Below are 18,543 nucleotides of genomic sequence, written 5' to 3'. Positions count from 1 at the left end.
ACCAATAAAATCAAACGGTGATTTTCAATAGTGATCATTTTCAACCAAATGAAAAATTATAGATATTTTCTTTAATTTTTTTACTACGCAAAAAGATTGCGCAATATGCTTCTTACTTTGCATCATCAAAATGAAAGATTACTAAAATTTTGAAAAACAGATTTTAGTCAAAATATCAGACAGGCCATGTTGGAGTGTTTCTGTATAGCACCATTGCAGGAGATTTTATTGAGAAATATGATGTTCTTCTGTTCAGCAGGTCTGAAGGTTAGGGATTTTCCATAAAATTCCATGTGCTATGTGTCGAAGGTTCGAATCCTTCTATTTCCTGAACGGGAATATAACTCAGTTGGTAGAGTAATAGTTTATGATGTGTGGGTTCGAATCCCACTGCCAATTCGATTGGTAAGGCGGAATGGTTGACGCGCTGCACTATGACTGCAGTATCATTGAAATAGACTCAAAATCTATTTTTTATGCCGAGTTTTAAATGTTTCTCATTAAAAAAACATCTTTTTACAGGAAAATCTGAGGTTTTTTCAGCTGTTGAATCAGCATTTTGAAAAGACCTGCAGGAAAAGATTTTTCTGAAAATGAAATCGGTCTTAAGAACAGACCTTATTGGATAATAGAATTAATGGAAAACTTTTTTGTATGAGTTTCAAAAGAAACAGCATACAGAATCGTGAAATTGATGATAGTATTCAAAAAACTGTTCAAAGACAGAATGAATTTTTCTGAAACCCTTTTCCTCCGTTGTTTTTGAAAGAAACAATCTTGGTTTTTCCCTTTTTTAAATTAAATAATAACCATAAATACAATTAGAAATGTTGAAAAAAATTACAGTTAAAGCATACCAGTCAGGTCTTGTTTTTCAGAACGGAAATCTTATTCAGATCCTTAAAGAAGGTAATTACTGGATGTTCGGAAATAAAACCGTAACGGTACATGACATGAAAACAGCATTTCAGGCCCCTGATGACCTGAACCTTCTGCTTAAAAATGAACAACTGAACACCATGCTACAGGTTATTGATGTAAAAGACGGCGAAATTGTGCTGGTCTATGAAAACGGAATCTTCAAAGAAGTTCTGAAAGTAGGGCAATATGCATTTTGGAAAGACATCCTGAAAAGAGAATTCCAGAAAATTGACCTTACCAAAGTGGAAATCACCGAAAACGTATCCGGATCCGTTCTTGAAAATGCGATGCTGAGAAACTTCGTAAGGAAATTTTCAATTGCAAACCAATATAAAGGACTATTGCTTATCAACGGGAAACTGACGAAAGTTCTAGAACCGGGAATATACAGCTTCTGGATCAATGAAATCCCAATTGAAGTAAAATATGCTGATATCCGTATGCAGCAGATGGAAATTGCAGGACAGGAGCTTTTAACAAAAGATAAAGCCATGCTTCGTATCAATTTCTATGTAAGCTTTCAGATCACCGATATTGAAAAGGCTTTAATGCAGAATAAGGAATACGATAAGCAATTGTATGTTCTGATGCAGCTGGCTCTGCGTGAATTCGTAGGAGCTCTTACTCTGGATGAATTGCTGCTGAAAAAAGATGCGGTAGGAAAAGAAATTCTGGAAAACTTCGGAAATAAAGGAGAAGATCTGGGGCTGAAAGTGTCAGATGCAGGAATCAGAGATGTCATTCTGACGGGTGAAATGAAAGAAATCATCAACCAGGTACTGATTGCAGAGAAAAAAGCTCAGGCCAACAGCATCATGAGACGTGAAGAAACAGCCTCCACAAGAAGCCTTCTGAACACTGCAAAGCTGATGGAGGAAAACGAAGTCCTGTGGAAGCTGAAAGAAATGGAATATATGGAGAAGATCGCAGAAAAGATCGGGGATATCACCGTTTCCGGAAACAGCAACATCGTTTCCCAGCTGAAAGAAATCTTCGCCAAATAGAAACTAATAACTATCACCATAGGGGCAAACTTGTGAATAAGCAGGTCTGCCCCGTTTTTATTTACTTACAATGTCCAATCTTATGCATCCATACGTCTGTGCTGATATGATTCATGGAGAAAATGTATGTCAGTAAGGATATTTCATTCCAGGAAAAGAAATGCGGAATCCTAGCTATAATCAATTAAATGGGAATTATTGCATTGTGTAAATATTTGTAATTCATCTATTTAAATATTATTTTTTTATCAAAACTTAAAATATTTATCCATATTACGGAAACCCGTAAGGTCATCAGGCTGGAAGCCTATACTTTTACTTCCAAGAAATTAATACGATGACTACCCAAACCGAACAGGCACTGGAAAACGGACTGATAAAAACTCTTATAGACAACAGCTACGAATATGTACAGCTGAGAGAAGAGAATCTGTACGCCAATTTTAAAAGCCAGCTCGAAAAGCATAACCGAAAGACACTGGCTGAAGCCGGAAGATCAGCCTTTACGGATAAAGAGTTTGAAAAAATCCGTATTCATCTGGAAGGAGGCACCCGTTTTGAAAAAGCTAAAAAGCTGAGAGATCTCTATCCACTCGATACGGAAGACGGTCAGCGCATCTGGGTTGAATTTCTGAACCGGCAGAAATGGTGTAAAAATGAATTTCAGGTTTCCAATCAGATCACTACTGAAGGAAGAAAGAAATGCAGATATGATGTGACGATTCTGATCAACGGACTTCCCTTAGTCCAGATAGAGCTCAAAAGAAAAGGAACAGAGCTTAAAGAAGCATATAACCAGATTCAGCAATACTATAAAACCTCTTATACAGGCCTGTTTGACTATGTTCAGCTTTTTGTGATTTCCAATGGGGTAAATACCCGGTATTTTGCCAACAACCCTAATGGAGGTTATAACTTCACATTCAACTGGACGGATACGGAAAATGTTCCCTACAATGATCTGAACCAATTTGCCAATTCTTTTCTGGAACGATGCAGCTTAGGTAAAATGATCAGTAAATATATTGTTCTGCATGAAGGAGACCGTGCTTTAATGGTACTTCGTCCCTACCAGTATTACGCAGTAGAAAAAATACTGACCAGAATAGAAAATACCGCCAAAAATGGATATATATGGCATACAACAGGGGCAGGAAAGACATTAACCTCTTTTAAAACTGCTCAGCTGGCTTCTGAAATAGATGGGGTAGATAAGGTCATTTTCGTTGTAGACCGGAGGGATCTGGATACCCAGACCCAAAGTGAATATGATGCCTTTGAAAAAGGAGCGGTAGACGGTACTGATAATACTTTCGAGCTTATAAAGAGGCTGGGAGGAGGTTCCAAAATTATTATTACAACAATACAGAAGCTGAATAATGCTGTTACAAGGGACCGTTACAATAAACATCTTCAGGAGGTACGCGAACAGAAAGTAGTCATGATCTTTGATGAGTGCCACAGGAGCCAGTTTGGGGATTCGCACCGTAATATCAGGCAGTTTTTCAGCAATCTTCAGATTTTTGGCTTTACCGGAACACCCATTTTTGCAAAAAATGCAAATGAGCATACAACCGCTGAAATATTTGATGACTGCCTGCACAAATACCTTATTAAAGATGCAATTGCAGACGATAACGTACTGGGTTTTCTTGTAGAGTATTACAAAGGAAATACGGAACTAGGCAGAGATTATATGAATGAGACCAGAATGACTGAAATTGCAAAATTCATTTTGGGAAATTTCCATAAATCAACCGCAAACGGAGAATTTAATGCCCTTTTTGCCATCCAGTCCATAACGGCATTAGTGAAATATTATAAGCTTTTTAAGCAGCTTAATCCTGAAATAAAAATCGGTGCCGTATTTACTTATGCAGCTGTTAGTCCGCAGGATGATGAAAACACAGGAATGAATCAGGGGTTTGCCAATGAAAAGGTAACTTCCGATGAGCTGGCGGACATCATGAACGACTATAATCAGATGTTCGGAACTTCTTTTTCACTGGAAAATTTCGGAGCCTATTACGATGACGTCAATCTGAGAATGAAAAAGAAAAAGCCTGAAATGGAACCATTAGATCTGTTGCTTGTGGTGAATATGTTCCTGACAGGGTTCGATGCTAAAAAACTGAATACGCTGTATGTGGATAAAAACCTGGAATATCACGGATTATTACAGGCTTTCAGCAGAACGAACCGTATTCTGAACGAGAAAAAGCAGTTTGGTAAAATCATCTGTTTCCGCGATCTTAAAGCTAATGTAGATGAAGCCATTAAATTATTCAGTAATAACCAGCCTGTTGAGCATATCATCCGGGGGGCTTATGATGTAGTCAAAGGACAGCTTTCTGAACTTATGCAGGACTTTAAAGAAAAATATCCTGATGTTCAGATCGTAGACCTGCTGCAAAGCGAAGACGACAGGCGAGATTTCGTACTGGACTTCCGGGATATCATTAAAAAGCGGGCTGAAATACAGGTGTATGACGATTTTGATGCCGAAGACAGTTCTTTTCCAATGACGAATCAGGAATTTATGGACTTCCGGAGCAAATACCTGGATATTGCAGACCGGGTTCATACTTCACCTACCGTTGGAGAAGATCCGCAGGTGTACGGAAGCCAGCAGACTTTGGAAGATATTGATTTCTGTCTCGAATTATTGCATAGCGACATCATCAACGTAAGCTATATCCTGAAACTGATAGCAGGATTGGATACTAAGAAAGATGATTACCAAAAAGAGCGCCAGCGCATTCTGGATACCGTTTCCAATGACTCGCAAACGCGTAATAAAACACCACTCTTCCATGAATTTATAGAAGAGAACATCGATAACAATAAAGAGGAGTTTGAAAGATCAAAAACCGACGGAACCCTGGATCTGGAGAGACTTCTGAATGAATTCATAACCCGTAAACGTGATGAAGCCATCCATAAATTGGCTGATGAAGAAGGTATCAGCGTTGAGGCATTGGCCGCTTTTATTGCAGAATATGACTATCTCCGGAGGGAAAAGCCTGAAATCATTCAGGATGCAGTAAAGCAGATCAAAGTCGGGCTGAATGAGCGCCGTACTATTATTGATCGTGTTTCTCAAAAATTAAAAACCATAATCAGCGTCTTCAGCTGGGATTAAAAACCGGACAAATCTTTATCAACATCTATTTCGGATATAAAAAACAATAATTATGAGCGAAGAATTACAGGAAAAGCTGCGCACCCAATTGTGGATGGTAGCCAATGCTTTGAGAGGGAATATGTCTCCAAGCGATTTTATGTACTTTTCATTAGGCTTTATTTTCTATAAATACCTGTCTGAAAAAATTGAGCTTCACGTGAATGAAGAGCTGGCCTATGATGGGGTAAATTTTCAACAGGCGTGGGAGGGCAATGATGAAAGCTTAAAAGAGAATATTAAGAGGACCTGTATTGATAACCTGGGATATTTTATTCAGCCTGAACATCTGTATTCTCACATCATCAGCCTTATCCAGAAAAAAGAAAATATTCTCCCTGCCCTGGAACGTTCAATGAAGCGTATTGAAGACAGCACCATAGGACAGGAGAGTGAAGATGATTTTGGCGGATTGTTTTCTGATATCGATCTGGCATCCCCAAAACTGGGAAGAACACCCGAGGATAAAAACCGCCTGGTAAGTGAAGTTCTGATTGCTTTGAACGGTATTGATTTCGGTTTAAATGAAGCCGGCGATATTGATATTCTGGGGGATGCTTATGAATATATGATCTCCCAGTTTGCAGCCGGAGCCGGGAAAAAAGCAGGAGAATTTTATACCCCTCAGGAAGTCAGCCAGGTTCTTGCAGAGATTGTTACTACCGATAAAATAAGGTTGAAAGATGTGTTTGATCCCACCTGTGGAAGTGGTTCGTTGCTACTAAGAACCGCAAAAAACTGCCGGGCAGATGTGATTTATGGACAGGAAAAAAATCCGACAACCTTCAACCTGTGTCGTATGAATATGCTGCTGCATGGAGTAAAATACAAAGATTTTGACATACGCAACGGAGATACTCTGGAATCTGACCAATTTGGAGACCAGCAGTTTGACGCGATTGTAGCCAATCCTCCGTTTTCTGCACAGTGGAGTGCCGCTTCAAAGTTTAATACGGATGACCGCTTCAGCCCTGCCGGAGTACTGGCTCCCAAATCAAAAGCCGATTTTGCTTTTATCCTGCATATGCTCCACCATCTTAACGATCAGGGAACAATGGCTTGTGTAGCTCCACATGGTGTTTTGTTCAGAGGCAGCGCAGAAGGAAAAATCCGCCAGTTCCTGATTGAAAAGAAAAATTATATTGATGCCATTATCGGGCTTCCTGCCAATATTTTCTACGGAACAAGTATCCCCACTTGTATTATTGTAGCCAAAAAATGCCGTAAAGAAGATGAAGGGGTCTTATTCATTGATGCCAGCAAAGAATTTGATAAAGTTAAGACCCAAAATAAAATGCGGGTAGAGCACATCGAAAAGATTGTCGAAACCTACCGTACCCGGGCAGAAATCCCAAAATACAGCCATAATGCCACTTTACAGGAAATTGCAGATAACGACTATAATTTGAATATTCCGCGATATGTAGATACCTTTGAAGAGGAAGAACAGGTTGATATTCAGGCTGTCATGTTCGAAATTAAACAACTTGAAGCTCAGCGTGCCCAACTTGATGAGGAAATCAATTCTTACATGGCTGAGCTGGGTCTTACTTTTGAAGCACCGATCCTTAATGCTATTACTAACGAAAATTAACCCCCCGAGATGGCAAATACAAAACTAAAAGTAGGTAACGTTCCTAATTTGAGATTTCCGGGTTTTGAGGGGGAATGGGAGGTGAAGAGGTTGGGGGAGATTGGTGAAACCTATAGCGGATTATCAGGAAAAACCAAGGAAGATTTTGGAACCGGGAAACCATACATCCAATACAAACAGGTTTTTGACAATCCTAAAATTGACCCTTCAAGATTTGACTATGTTCAAATTAATGAAACCGAAAATCAAAATCGTGTAAAATATGGGGATATTCTATTTACAACATCTTCTGAAACTGCCGAAGAAATTGGTATGTCTTCAGTACTGCTTGATGAAATTGATGAATTATATTTAAACAGTTTTTGCTTCGGATACAGACTGTATTCAATTCAAATATTAAATCCTGCTTTTGGTCAATTTTTATTTAGGAGTAATGGTTTCAGAAGTATAGTGAAAATTATGGCCCAAGGAAGCACGAGATACAATTTATCCAAGAATCAGTTAATGAAATCTGAGATATCTTTTCCACCAATTGAGGAACAAAGAAAAATATCTGATTTCCTTTCATTGATTGATGAGAAAATTCTATCACAAATCAAAATAATTGAGGAGTTAGAAACCTTAACTAAAGGACTTTGTCAAAAATTGCTTCTTTCACAGATCCCTAATAAAAAATTAAAAGATTGTGTTTCTTGTTATTCATCTTCATTGACAGAAACAGATATAATAAATGAAAAGGGAACTTACCCTGTCTATGGGGCAACAGGAATTATTTCCTTTACGGAAAGTCACCAAATTGATAAAGATGCAATCTTAATCATTAAGGATGGATCAGGAGTTGGAAAAGTTCAGTATGGAAAAGACAAATTTTCGGTTATTGGCACTCTAAACTATTTAACAGCAAAAGCAGAAATAAATTTAAAATATATTTTCTTCTATTTAAAATTTTTCAACTTTGAAAAATATAAAGTGGGGTCTGGTATTCCTCATATTTATTTTAAAGATTATGGAGAAACTTCCATCCATTGTCCTTCTTTTGAAGAACAACATAAAACAGAAAAGTTATTATCATCTGTTAATGAAAAAATAAATATTGAAAAATCATTGCTACAGCAATTTGAGATACAGAAAGTATATCTACTGCAAAACTTATTTATATGAATAAGTTTTGTAACAAATGTTTTTTTTGCAATTCGTATTTCTCTAACAAACTTTTTTCTATTTGCGCCTTATTGTCAATAGAAGAAAGAAATTGAGATATAACAGTTTGTTCTTCAAGCGACGGGAAATCAATTAACATATTTTTTATATGGTTATAATATAGGTGTACAATGGTACTGCCCTGAGCATAACTAGCTATTTCTTCTTTTTTATAATTTGAGAGGTAATAGGCATAGAAGATATTATTTATTTTTTCTCTGCTACGCAAAACAGTAATGTCTCCACCTAATAACACATTTTCCTTATTAATAGCAGTCACATTAGCTAAATCAATCCCACTTGTAGTTGTTGAACTTGGTATTAGCAAATCGCCTACTTGAGATTTTAATCCATCATTTTCATTTGTCTTGCTTACAACATTAAAAATAACTTCTCTATATTTTGTGTATAACTCTCCATATAATACACATTCATATTCTCCATTTACGACAAGTTTATCCTTTGAAAGGCCTTTCCCCTTTTCCGAATAAAAAATTTCTCCTAATTTATTTAATCGCCATTTTCCATTAAATTCTTTAAATCGAATCTTTTGAGCAAATAGTTTTTCACTTAGTCCTTTAATTAAGGTTTCTAGTTCTCATCGTATTCATATAAGAAATAGAATCCTTAATCTTATTTGCTATCGGCAAAAATTTATGATTTTAATCTTTTTTAGATGTTTTTTGCCGATAAAGGCAAACTACTATGTAATAGGGTTTTGGTAATTTAAATGAATAATTGTTGTAGAAGAAAACTCTTTTGGTCTTCTAATTTTTGAGCTACTTTAATTTCAATATTAATTTTTTTATCAATTGATGTAAGAAAATCAGCAATTTTGGTTTGTTCTTTTAAAGAAGGAACTGAAATTTTGAATTTTGAAAATTCAGTCTTATTAATAATTGGCATTGTAGAAGAACTCTGTATAGACTTAATAAATTCTGATATATTTGCAACAGCATAGAAAATAAATTCATTATTGAAACCCGAATTAGGTATAATAGAATTTATTTGTTGATTTGTTACACAAGGTTTCAAAGATAAACTCATTTTACCAATAGAAGCAATACAAGTGAACATTATACTCTTGGGAGGTAGTATTTTTAAGTTTTCAGTCCTTTTAATAGTTCGTTTACTTGAGTATTGATATTTACTTTCATTCATATCTGTGGGTGTAACAAATTGTACATCTCCGTCCCATAAATCCAAGTCTTTAGTGCTTGGTGTTTTCCCTGTAATTACTTGTCCTATATCTCCAAGCATTATATCTCTCCATTCAAAAAAATTATTTCCATTATCATCATTAAATTTCAATTGGTATGAAAATAATTTTTTAATAAGAGTATGCTTTAGCAACTTTAACTCCTCAATTATTTTGATTTGTGATGAAATTTTCTCATCAATTAATGAGAGAAATGACGATATTTTTTGTTGTTCATAAATTAAAGGAAGATAAATTAAAATATTTTCTATCTCTGATTTGCCAATTTCTGGAAATGTGGATCCATTAGCACGCTTAATAAATTCATTTTTATTTCTCTTAATCCAATTTGATATAAAAATATTGTTTGTTAATTTATTAGTTACTAACGATTGAAAACCTTGATTAGTAGAACACTCTTCATTTGCAATTGCAACTTCACCGATCGTTGCCCTTGTTGTCAAAAGAATGGTGCCTTTAGGCAATAACTTTGCTGAGGATTTTTTTAAACCTAATTCTGTGATAGTTCTAATGCTTTTTGTGACAAAATTTGATTTTATTTCAGTAGGTGTAAACCATTGGATATTTCCGCTCCAGTATTCTTTAATATTAGTATCTGGCGTTCCTCCTCCAATAATTTTAGCTACTTCCCCCAACCTTTTTTTCACCCATTCCCCCTCAAACCCCGGAAATCTCAAATTAGGAACCTTGACTCAAAAAAATCGTAAAGATTATTTATCCTTAATTACTTTCCTTTGGATTTTAAAAACTTAAATTATTATGAAGGAACAGAAACAACTTTCTGAAGTTATTGATCTGTGGAAAGCAGATAAAAAGCAGTATGTGAAAAAATCCAGTTTCTCAGCGTATATGCTGCTGATAGAAAACCATTTATTACCGGTATTTGGAGCTAAAGATGGGATAGAGGAGGCTGATGTACAGGCCTTTGTTTTTCAGAAGCTGGAAGCCGGGCTGAGCCAGAAAACAATTAAAGATATTCTGATTGTCCTGAAAATGATTCTCAAATTCGGGGCAAAAAACAAATGGCTGGAGTATACACCTTTCGATATTCAGTTTCCTACAGAAAGAGAAAAACATAATATTGAAGTACTGAGCCGGTCAGATCAGAAGAAAATTATGAACTATATTCAGGAACATTTTACGTTTAGGAATTTAGGCGTTTACATCTGCCTGAGTGCCGGCATGAGGATCGGAGAAATCTGTGCATTAACCTGGCAGGATATTGATACCGATAGCGGTGTAATCAGTGTTAACAGAACCATTCAGCGGATCTATATGATTGAAGACGGAAACAGAAGAACTGAACTCATTCTTGATACCCCAAAAACTAAAAATTCTATCCGTGAAATACCAATCAGTAAAGACCTCCTGAGAATTCTTAAGCCTTTCAAAAAAATTGTTAATCCATTATTTTTTGTTTTGACGAATGATGCCCAACCCACAGAACCGCGAACTTACCGCAGCTATTACAAAAAACTTATGAAAGATCTGGGAATGCCGGAGCTTAAGTTTCATGGTTTAAGACACAGCTTTGCCACAAGATGTATCGAAAGCAATTGTGATTATAAGACGGTAAGTGTTCTTTTGGGGCATTCCAACATCAGCACAACACTTAATCTTTATGTACATCCTAATATGGAACAGAAAAAGAAAGCTATTGAGCAGATGTTTAAAGCTTTAAGATAAAGTCTTTTTTATGTAAAAATTTTCTTATAAATCCACATTCTTAGTTATTGTTAAAATGTGGATTTATTTTAATAAAATGGGATGTGTTTTAGTTTTTTATGCTGAAATTCAGACTAAGTAGCTTCTAAAAGTATAAAATTTTGTTAAAAAACTCACTTTAAAGGGATAATTTTTTATTCGCTTTCCAATTTTTGTTATTTTAGTCCCCCAAGATTGGAATTATGCTTATTGAAGAAGAATTTAAGAAGATTTATTTGAATTTTAAAATCAAAGAAATCGTTCCTTTTCTTACAAAGCTTACCATAAAAGAAAAGAGAGAAATTGCAGCTGTTTTAAAGAAATCTTTAAACAAAAACTGGGGCCATAATCATATTTCTGTGCTCACTGCTTTGGCGTGCAGTAAAACTAAAGAAGAATATGAAAAACTTTCTCCGGGGTATTATGCTATTCCGACCCATCTTGTGGATGAACTTTTCAATTCATACGTTCCGGACTGGATAGGGAACAGTTATACCTTTCTAACGAATATAGGCTATCTTAAAGCACTGGAATGGATGCAGAAAGGCTATTGCGTTCTGAATAACGAAATTCTGGCAGAACTTCTTGCAGAGTCACTGGTTTCCGGTTATAGCAAAGAAGAACTTTTTTCAGCACATCCGGAAACACTGGAAATTCACCTATGGCTTATGTTTGAATATAAGACCGAAATTACTTACAATGGTCACCGAAGAAACTGGAAAGAGATCCTGAAACAGCTTATCCTGGAAAACACGATCAATCGTTTCAGAATATTGAAATCCAGTCTTCAGGCAGTAAACCATAATTTTTCCAAAGAACATAATACTTGGTTCCTGGAGTTGTTTTCTTATCTTGAACCTTCTTCCGGTGAAATTTTAAAACTTCAGGAGGAGCTGTTCTTAATTTTTCAGCTACCCCAGCAATCACTCTTTGTTCCTGTATTGAAAATGATAAGTAAGGTGAGTACTGAGCCGGGCTTTAAAACTGATGATTTCCTTAAATCCGCAGAAATACTGACCAGCCTTCCGGGGAAAAATATTTTAAATGCGTTCCTTCAGATAACAGAAAAAATAGCTAAAAATAATGCGGAACTGCGCGAAGAAATCTCTCTGCGGGTAATGCCTGTATTTCTGAATAAAGATGCTGCCGTACAAACTAAAGCCGCTAAAATAATTGCGAAGTATGCAGATGCATCATCCTGTAAAATTCAGGAGGCAGTCCATTGCTATTCAGAATCATTTCTTACAGACGCAGGTGGCATATTGAAAAAATTTCTGCCTGCAAAGAACAATATGGATATAGCTGATGAGGGCAACCGTGAAATATCAGCATGGCATGTGCCGGAGACCATTGAGCCTATCAAAACAATCAGTGATTTTATATTTTTTGCTCCACAGGCATTTATCAAAAACGAACATTGCTATTTTGATCTGTTTTTAGATGCAGTAATGAGATTCGGTACAGAGATTAATGAAGAACATTGGAAACAGCTGGAACCAGCCTTCAAAGCTGCTTTGAAAAGGAAAAACGGAGAAGGTATGCATCATTTGCTGGCAACATTTTTTATCAGTTATGCTCTCATGAGACAGCAAAAAGTATCGCCCGTATTGTATGAAGCCAGGAAAGAATTTCCTGCTTTGGAAAATTGGGCAGGAAAACGTACCCCATTGGTTTTTAAAGCGTACCATCGTTTTCTGCTGGATATTTTTGAATTATTAAAACAGGGGAAAAAACTTCCTCTGCTTTCCGTTCCTGACCATACGCCATGCTGGATCAGTATCCGGGTACTGACTGATAAACTGAAAATCTATCAGGATCAGGGGGTAAAACCGATGCCTTTTGACCTGCAAAGAGCAGTGCTCAAAATAAAAAAAGAGAATCTTGATGAAGCCCTGGCATATGCAGAAAAACATCTGGATGAAAACTATTGCCAGCTTCTGGATCCGGTCTTTAACCCTGATTATTATAAAAATATATACGAAAATATCTATCTGGAAGGACGTTTCACCTGGAAAACCGGAACCAGAAAATTTTATAAATGGAACCAGGCAGAAGAGGTTCCGGAGCTGATCTTCAATATCGAAAATCAGAAAGAGATTCCGGAAAATGCTTCATTACTGGATTATCTGTTCAATTCCTACCATGGAATATATCATGAGGATCTGATTCCTGTTCTGTATACAGCTCCTTACTTTACGGGATCTGTTTTTGCAAAAAAATACAATGAAACACTTTCCAATGTAGTCTATCATTATGACCTCAGAGGAAATACCGAATTACTGGACGCCTGGATGAAGCTGGATCTGCCTTTTCAGCCGGTTCATTATTTATTCCTGTCGGCAGCACTTCTTAATAAGGATAAAACCCTTTGTGGTACGGCTTTTGAAGCACTTATTTATAAGATAGTTTCTGATGATTTTGATGCATCTGCTGTGGGAATCCTAATCGGAGAAATGCTCAGATCCGGGCTGGCTCCCGTGAAAAGACTGGCTGATGGACTTAACGATTTTATCAATCTGAGTACCAGTCATAATCATGCTTTTGAAAAACTATTGACAGCCATTCTCAGGGAAATAAATCACCCGGTTTTTAACCTTAAAAAGCTGCTTGAATTCTACTATGAACTCCTGCAGCTCAACCAGTCGGAAACCGATGCAATAGTGATTAAAAGGCTTGAAGAGTGGAAAAACGAAAATAACCTGAAAAAAATTATTATCAAATTAAAAACAAATGAAAGAAAGACTTTATGAGATTCTTAATGAGGAAAAAAAACATGAGATTATTCCTTTTTTGAAACAGCTTACCGCTGAAGAAAGAAAAGCACTGATTCCTACCATAAAAAAACTGGACCGGGAGATCAACAAGATCGTAATGACGAAGAACTCCTACCACACCGCAGGTTCTGCAGATCAGCATTCCATTATAGATATAGCATCATTTGTCTGTATGGATCAGAAACATTACGGTAAAAATTACTGGAGCTTTTTCAATGATAAAGAACAGACGGATGAAATATTAGAATGGGGCTGTCCAAGCTGGTTCTCTGACTTTATCAACGCCTCTGTAGAAGCTGAATTTACAGCATTTAACTATCAGGATATTTTAGGTTGGGCAGAAAAAGGTTACGTACAGCCCACTCCTGAGCTGCTGGGGTATCATCTGAGTAATCAGCCATCTGATCTGGAAAAATCTCCGGAAACACTGGAAACCCATTTTTGGTATCTGTGTGAATTTCCTTCCAAATCACTTCCTTTTTATAAAGAATGGCTTCCTCTGGTGCAGAAACTGGTAGCCAAAAATAAAATTGACCGAAAAAGATTTCTTAAAGAATGTCTTCTGTCGGCCAACAGAAATTTTAATAAAAATGTGACAGGATGGTTCATGGAGGCATTCAATGCCCTGAAACCCACTCATGACGAACTGCTTATGCTTCAGGATGAATTGCTGGCCGGCCTGGCTTCCCTGCAGTCAAAAGCAGTCAATACCATTCTTGTTCATCTGAAAAAAATAGTGGCTGACCCGGAATTTAAAACCTCCGAATTTTCACACTTCCTTCCGAACTTATTAAGCTCAGAGATCAAAACCGTAGTTACGTCCAGCCTTTCCGTAACAGAAAAAATCCTTCAGAAGAAGAAATCGGGTACAGAAGATCTCGGAATGGCGTTGAGTGCGGCATTTGTGAGCAAAGATGAAAGCATACAATCCAAAGCAGCTAAAATTATTTATAAATATATTCCTGTTTCTGAAGGGATAAAAGAAGCTTTATCCCATTATTCAGATAATATTCTGGCTAATGTTAAACCTTTATTAGCACTATTTATAGACGATAAATATCAGGAGCTGGATGAGGTAAGGGTTGAAACCTTAGAGCTAATTAGTGAAGATGTAAAGCTTCAGGCTCCCGGAAACTTCGAGGACCTTATGTTTTTCCTTCCCCAGGCTATTGAAAATCCCGGAACCTATTACCATGATCTGGCAATAGCAGGAATGGTTCGTTTTGCAGGAGAAGCAGATGCAGAATCGGTAAAGCTGTTTGAACCAGTTTTTCAAAAAGCCTGTAAAACTATTGCAAAATGGGAAGTTCCTTATTTCAATGTTATATTGTGTAACCTGATCATTAACTATGGCCTCTCCTTATTGGAAAAATATCCCGTACAGCTTAAAAATCTGGAAAAAATATATGCCAGAACACGCGAGGATGAAGCCACAAGAGAAGTTTATTCAAGCTATCAGAAAAAATTGGTACCTCTTGAAGATCTTGTGGTAGGTGGGCTGGCGATGAAGCCATTTTTACAGATTGCCATCCATGCTTTCCGGAAGATCAAATCGGGAGATCAGATACCGTTACTTTCCACTACAACCCATGCGCCATGCTGGATATCTCCTGTGACGCTGGTTGAGAGGTTTGAAATATACCAGAAGAAAGGGACAGACCCTGATCCTATGGATGTGCAGCTGGCATTGCAGCGCTGTTCACTGGAAAGAACCGCTGAAGCATTACAGCTGGCAGGCAGGCTAAAAGGTGAGTATAAAGATCTGCTGCTTTTCTTTTTAAGTAAAAATGCAGCCCCTCAGGGAAAATTTGAACATCCTGCATGGTGGATGACAGCAGGTATTACACGTTCTCCGCAAACTGTTTTTAAAGAATTTAAAGACTTTGGATATGATAACATTCCTCAGGAGTTTCTTTCCGGGGTATATAGCTGGAAGACCATTGACAGTGGAAAAAACTCATACTATCCGGTGGAACTTGATATAAAAATTCCAAAATATCATTTTGAAAAAAAAGAACACCAGCTGTTTCTGGAGTATGTCATAGCGGAGCAGGCTTCATTTTCTGAAATTCCGTTCTTTATCTGGAGCTTTCCTAATACCCCCGGAAATATACTGGCGAAAATAATAAAAACCTGCCTGTATTATTCAGGGATAGCAGAAGTGTACGAAAGAGGGCTGGTTCTGAACGCAACACAGGCGCTCCATGAGCTGAAAAAGCCTTTGGATGATATGAGTATGCTCTTTCTGGGAACAATATTCCTTAACGGAGATAAGGTAATCCGTGGTACAGCTGCGGAAATATGGGTGGAACATGTCTCTTATAAAGTAATGGATAATAAACGTCTTGGAGAAGTAATCGGTCTCCATGAAAAACTGGAATGGGCCCCTGTAAAACGATTTACAGACCTGGTGCAGCATCAGATGCTGAATGTCAGCAGAGACCACAATCTGGCTCTTGAAGAATTAACCGTTCATATCCTGCTGAAGATGGATGCTCCCGTTACCAATCTTAAAAGAATATTAGATATATATTATGAGGTTCTGTCTTTAAATCAGTCAGAAGTCAATGAAAACTTAAAAAACAAACTTGACGGCTGGAAAGAAAATTCCAGTCTGAAAAAAATCTGCAATCTTCTTCTAAAAAAATAAATTATGGAAGATATGCTTACTTACAACTATCATAGACCTTCGTCTCTGGTAAAAAAAGATATTTCTGAAGAACTCTTTCTGGCAAGATACAGTGAGATTCAGAAAAAAACAGACGCGCCCTGCTTTTTCTGGGGAAATGTCAGCCAGCCATTTATTCTGGCCAGATGTCTGATTGCACTTTCCAATATTGTGAAATCCAGTTTTAATCTGTCACCGTTTCAGATGGCTATGCTTAAAGATCCTATTGTTACTGTCGGGAACGGACGTCTTCGCTTTGAAGGATTTTCTCACTGTGCGGGAGTATATGCAAGAGTTGATGTATTACCGGATGGTCTGGATGGAGAATTTCTGGAAAACGGAACCACCAATGTAGACTTTAATCAGCCCATGATTACTGCCTTAGGAAGCATCCGTCCCAATGAAAAGATCATGCTCTCTGTTGGAGAAAAAGAAATGGGGCTTTACAAGGAAGAAGAGAAAATAGTGGAGAGAAAAGTACCGTTGCCTGTTAAATGGATTAAAGGTTTGAGTACCGTTCAGATCTATCTTTCAGAATCGGAGAACCTTTACAATTTCAATAAGATCCAGACGCAGCAGCTGTTCAGGGGAATACCCAAAGGAATTGTAAAATCGGATTATTATCTGATCGTTAGAGGAAATAAACCCATGTTTTCACCGGTAAAATCGGCAGATTCAGTGTGTGTTGGGGGCCTTCACAGGTTACGTCTGCTTGAGCCTCTACTGCCTTATATTGATCAGATGAAGGTTTTTGCACATGCAGACATGCATTCTACAACATGGCAGCTCTATATAGGAAACATCAGGTTCAGCTTTTCATTGTCAAGAGAATGCTGGAGGGGATTTTCAGGAGAAGGAGCTGTACTGGACAGCCTCATCAGTGAAGTCTCTGATGAGTGGATTGATGCTTTGGATAAATATGCTTATGCCAATCAATCCTTCAATCCTTCAGCTTTTGCTTTAGGCGAAAATATCAGCCTTGAAAAAACACAAAATCTTACAGGGAGATTAGCGGCAATGGGATTACTGGGGTATGACCTTGATGACAATGGATTCTTCTACCGCAGATTGCCATTCAGGCTCAGCCGTATCATGAGTCTGAATCCAAGGATGAAAAATGCCCAGAAACTGATTGATGAAGGCAAAGTGGAAATTCTGAACAGCAATGCTACAAGAACAGAAGCCCGTGTACAGGGGAGTGGTGTGCATCATACCGTTATTCTTGAAGAGGAAAAAGAGAGATGTACCTGTGAATGGTTCAGTAAATACCAGGGAGAAAGAGGCCCGTGCAGACATATGCTGGCCGTAAAAAAAATAATACAGATTTCCTGAAAAAGCAAAGAACAGATTGAATAGCAGTCTGTTTTTTTATTTTAGTAAATTCAGTCCGGGGATTAGAATTTCTGATTTTGACGGACCAGAATTGGAAAACCGGAAAAGGGAATTTTGAAGGTTATTTAAGATCATTCCATTTTACAATTCCCTTCAATAAACCGGAAGTAACTTCAATCTTCCTTCTTCCATATTTTCAACTCAGGCTGGTTGCTGTGTTTCTAGCCATTCTTCATAAGAAATCACGCCCAGTTCAGGCCTTCCTTCGCCTTCCAGTATAGAAATAAATTCAAGCTGATTTCCGTCAGGATCATTAAAATAAATTGCCAGAGCCGGCATCCATGCAAAAACCATAGGTTTATCAATTCCGTCTTTCAGAAAATTGTAAGGCTTAAGGTCTTTCTTTTTTAAAAACTCCACCGAATAATTCAAAATATCTTCTTTACTGCTGGAAAAAGCAAAATGTCTCGTCTGGAGATTCTCTTTTTGTTCCCATAACCCCAGCATAAATTCTTTTCTTTCCCCAATCCACAGAAATGCAATAGGGCGTGTCTCATCCCTATGAGCCAGCTTTAATCCCAGTATTTCCGTATAAAACCGGATCGCATTCTCCAGGTTACTTACCTGAACATGAGTTTCATATAATCCTTTGATCATTATTACTGATTTTTAATAGAAACAAAACTAGTTAATGTAACGGTGAAAAGCAGGTATTAACCATTCTTTTAGATAAAATGAATAATAGATGAATTGTATATCATTAAAAGCAGTAAATCCATTATTGGTTTTTAGTAACTTTTAACTTTTACTTATTGCTGAAGAAAAAATCTGCTTATCTGCCTAATCTGCGGGCAATTTAAAAATAAAAAATCCGTGTATCGGTGCAATGATGCTTTCTCTGATAACTTCATCTCAAAAAAACAAAAAAAAAACAAAAAAAGCATAC

Annotated in this window: 11 protein-coding genes and 1 tRNA gene; 9 read left to right on the top strand and 3 right to left on the bottom strand. The window is 37.1% G+C overall.

Annotation, left to right across the window (positions count from 1 at the left end):
* The first annotated feature begins 334 nt into the window (after window positions 1–334).
* The 5 genes from AOB46_RS23425 to AOB46_RS16530 all read left to right on the top strand — a co-directional run bounded on the left by AOB46_RS23425 (window position 335) and on the right by AOB46_RS16530 (window position 7,861).
* Window positions 335–396: transfer RNA gene (locus AOB46_RS23425), tRNA-Ser, on the top strand.
* A 431-nt stretch (window positions 397–827) separates the two neighbouring features.
* Entirely contained in the window at window positions 828–1,925 is a 1,098-nt protein-coding gene (locus tag AOB46_RS16545) for a slipin family protein (protein ID WP_062701410.1), read from the top strand.
* 337 nt (window positions 1,926–2,262) lie between these two features.
* Window positions 2,263–5,067 carry a type I restriction endonuclease subunit R gene (locus AOB46_RS16540; RefSeq protein WP_062701408.1) on the top strand — a complete coding sequence of 935 codons (2,805 nt, stop codon included), beginning with the start codon at window positions 2,263–2,265 and terminating at the stop codon, window positions 5,065–5,067.
* Between the two features lie 52 nt (window positions 5,068–5,119).
* On the top strand, window positions 5,120–6,700 hold the full coding sequence (locus AOB46_RS16535) for a type I restriction-modification system subunit M (RefSeq protein ID WP_062701406.1): 1,581 nt from the start codon (window positions 5,120–5,122) through the stop codon (window positions 6,698–6,700).
* Between the two features lie 9 nt (window positions 6,701–6,709).
* Window positions 6,710–7,861, top strand: coding sequence for a restriction endonuclease subunit S (locus tag AOB46_RS16530; protein WP_062701405.1), 1,152 nt, complete (start codon window positions 6,710–6,712; stop codon window positions 7,859–7,861).
* Here AOB46_RS16530 and AOB46_RS22970 read toward each other — a convergent pair.
* Window positions 7,854–8,447, bottom strand: a complete 594-nt coding sequence (locus AOB46_RS22970) for a restriction endonuclease subunit S (RefSeq protein ID WP_262486722.1) — start codon at window positions 8,445–8,447, stop codon at window positions 7,854–7,856. The two genes, AOB46_RS16530 and AOB46_RS22970, sit on opposite strands and share 8 nt — an antisense overlap.
* 179 nt (window positions 8,448–8,626) lie before the next feature.
* Window positions 8,627–9,766 carry a restriction endonuclease subunit S gene (locus AOB46_RS16520; protein WP_262486721.1) on the bottom strand — a complete coding sequence of 380 codons (1,140 nt, stop codon included), beginning with the start codon at window positions 9,764–9,766 and terminating at the stop codon, window positions 8,627–8,629.
* Window positions 9,767–9,878: 112 nt separating this feature from the next.
* On the opposite strand from AOB46_RS16520, the gene AOB46_RS16515 reads away from it, so the two are divergent.
* From AOB46_RS16515 to AOB46_RS16500, 4 genes are all read left to right on the top strand, one after another.
* Window positions 9,879–10,805, top strand: a complete 927-nt coding sequence (locus tag AOB46_RS16515) for a tyrosine-type recombinase/integrase (RefSeq protein ID WP_062701398.1) — start codon at window positions 9,879–9,881, stop codon at window positions 10,803–10,805.
* Between the two features lie 221 nt (window positions 10,806–11,026).
* Window positions 11,027–13,573, top strand: a complete 2,547-nt coding sequence (locus tag AOB46_RS16510) for a DUF6493 family protein (RefSeq protein ID WP_062701396.1) — start codon at window positions 11,027–11,029, stop codon at window positions 13,571–13,573.
* Window positions 13,554–16,247, top strand: coding sequence for a DUF6493 family protein (locus AOB46_RS16505; RefSeq protein WP_062701394.1), 2,694 nt, complete (start codon window positions 13,554–13,556; stop codon window positions 16,245–16,247). The genes AOB46_RS16510 and AOB46_RS16505 overlap by 20 nt, the downstream gene beginning before the upstream one ends.
* Before the next feature lie 3 nt (window positions 16,248–16,250).
* Window positions 16,251–17,597: an SWIM zinc finger family protein gene (locus AOB46_RS16500; protein WP_062701392.1), complete on the top strand. Its 1,347-nt coding sequence runs from the start codon at window positions 16,251–16,253 to the stop codon at window positions 17,595–17,597.
* Window positions 17,598–17,798: 201 nt separating this feature from the next.
* Here AOB46_RS16500 and AOB46_RS16495 read toward each other — a convergent pair whose 3' ends face one another.
* The gene (locus tag AOB46_RS16495) at window positions 17,799–18,254 is read right to left on the bottom strand and encodes a VOC family protein (RefSeq protein WP_062701390.1); all 456 of its coding nucleotides are present in this window, start codon (window positions 18,252–18,254) and stop codon (window positions 17,799–17,801) included.
* Window positions 18,255–18,543 lie beyond the last annotated feature (289 nt).

This window comes from Chryseobacterium indologenes (assembly GCF_001295265.1).
GTDB lineage: Bacteria > Bacteroidota > Bacteroidia > Flavobacteriales > Weeksellaceae > Chryseobacterium > Chryseobacterium indologenes_A.
This window is presented reverse-complemented; position numbering and strand designations above follow the sequence as displayed.

What these genes read in the sequence shown, in the direction of transcription:
- AOB46_RS16545 (WP_062701410.1), top strand. Translation starts at nt 828, where the DNA reads ATGTTGAAAAAAATTACAGTTAAAGCATACCAGTCAGGTCTTGTTTTT.
- AOB46_RS16540 (WP_062701408.1), top strand. Translation starts at nt 2,263, where the DNA reads ATGACTACCCAAACCGAACAGGCACTGGAAAACGGACTGATAAAAACT.
- AOB46_RS16535 (WP_062701406.1), top strand. Translation starts at nt 5,120, where the DNA reads ATGAGCGAAGAATTACAGGAAAAGCTGCGCACCCAATTGTGGATGGTA.
- AOB46_RS16530 (WP_062701405.1), top strand. Translation starts at nt 6,710, where the DNA reads ATGGCAAATACAAAACTAAAAGTAGGTAACGTTCCTAATTTGAGATTT.
- AOB46_RS16515 (WP_062701398.1), top strand. Translation starts at nt 9,879, where the DNA reads ATGAAGGAACAGAAACAACTTTCTGAAGTTATTGATCTGTGGAAAGCA.
- AOB46_RS16510 (WP_062701396.1), top strand. Translation starts at nt 11,027, where the DNA reads ATGCTTATTGAAGAAGAATTTAAGAAGATTTATTTGAATTTTAAAATC.
- AOB46_RS16505 (WP_062701394.1), top strand. Translation starts at nt 13,554, where the DNA reads ATGAAAGAAAGACTTTATGAGATTCTTAATGAGGAAAAAAAACATGAG.
- AOB46_RS16500 (WP_062701392.1), top strand. Translation starts at nt 16,251, where the DNA reads ATGGAAGATATGCTTACTTACAACTATCATAGACCTTCGTCTCTGGTA.
- AOB46_RS16495 (WP_062701390.1), bottom strand. Translation starts at nt 18,254, where the DNA reads ATGATCAAAGGATTATATGAAACTCATGTTCAGGTAAGTAACCTGGAG.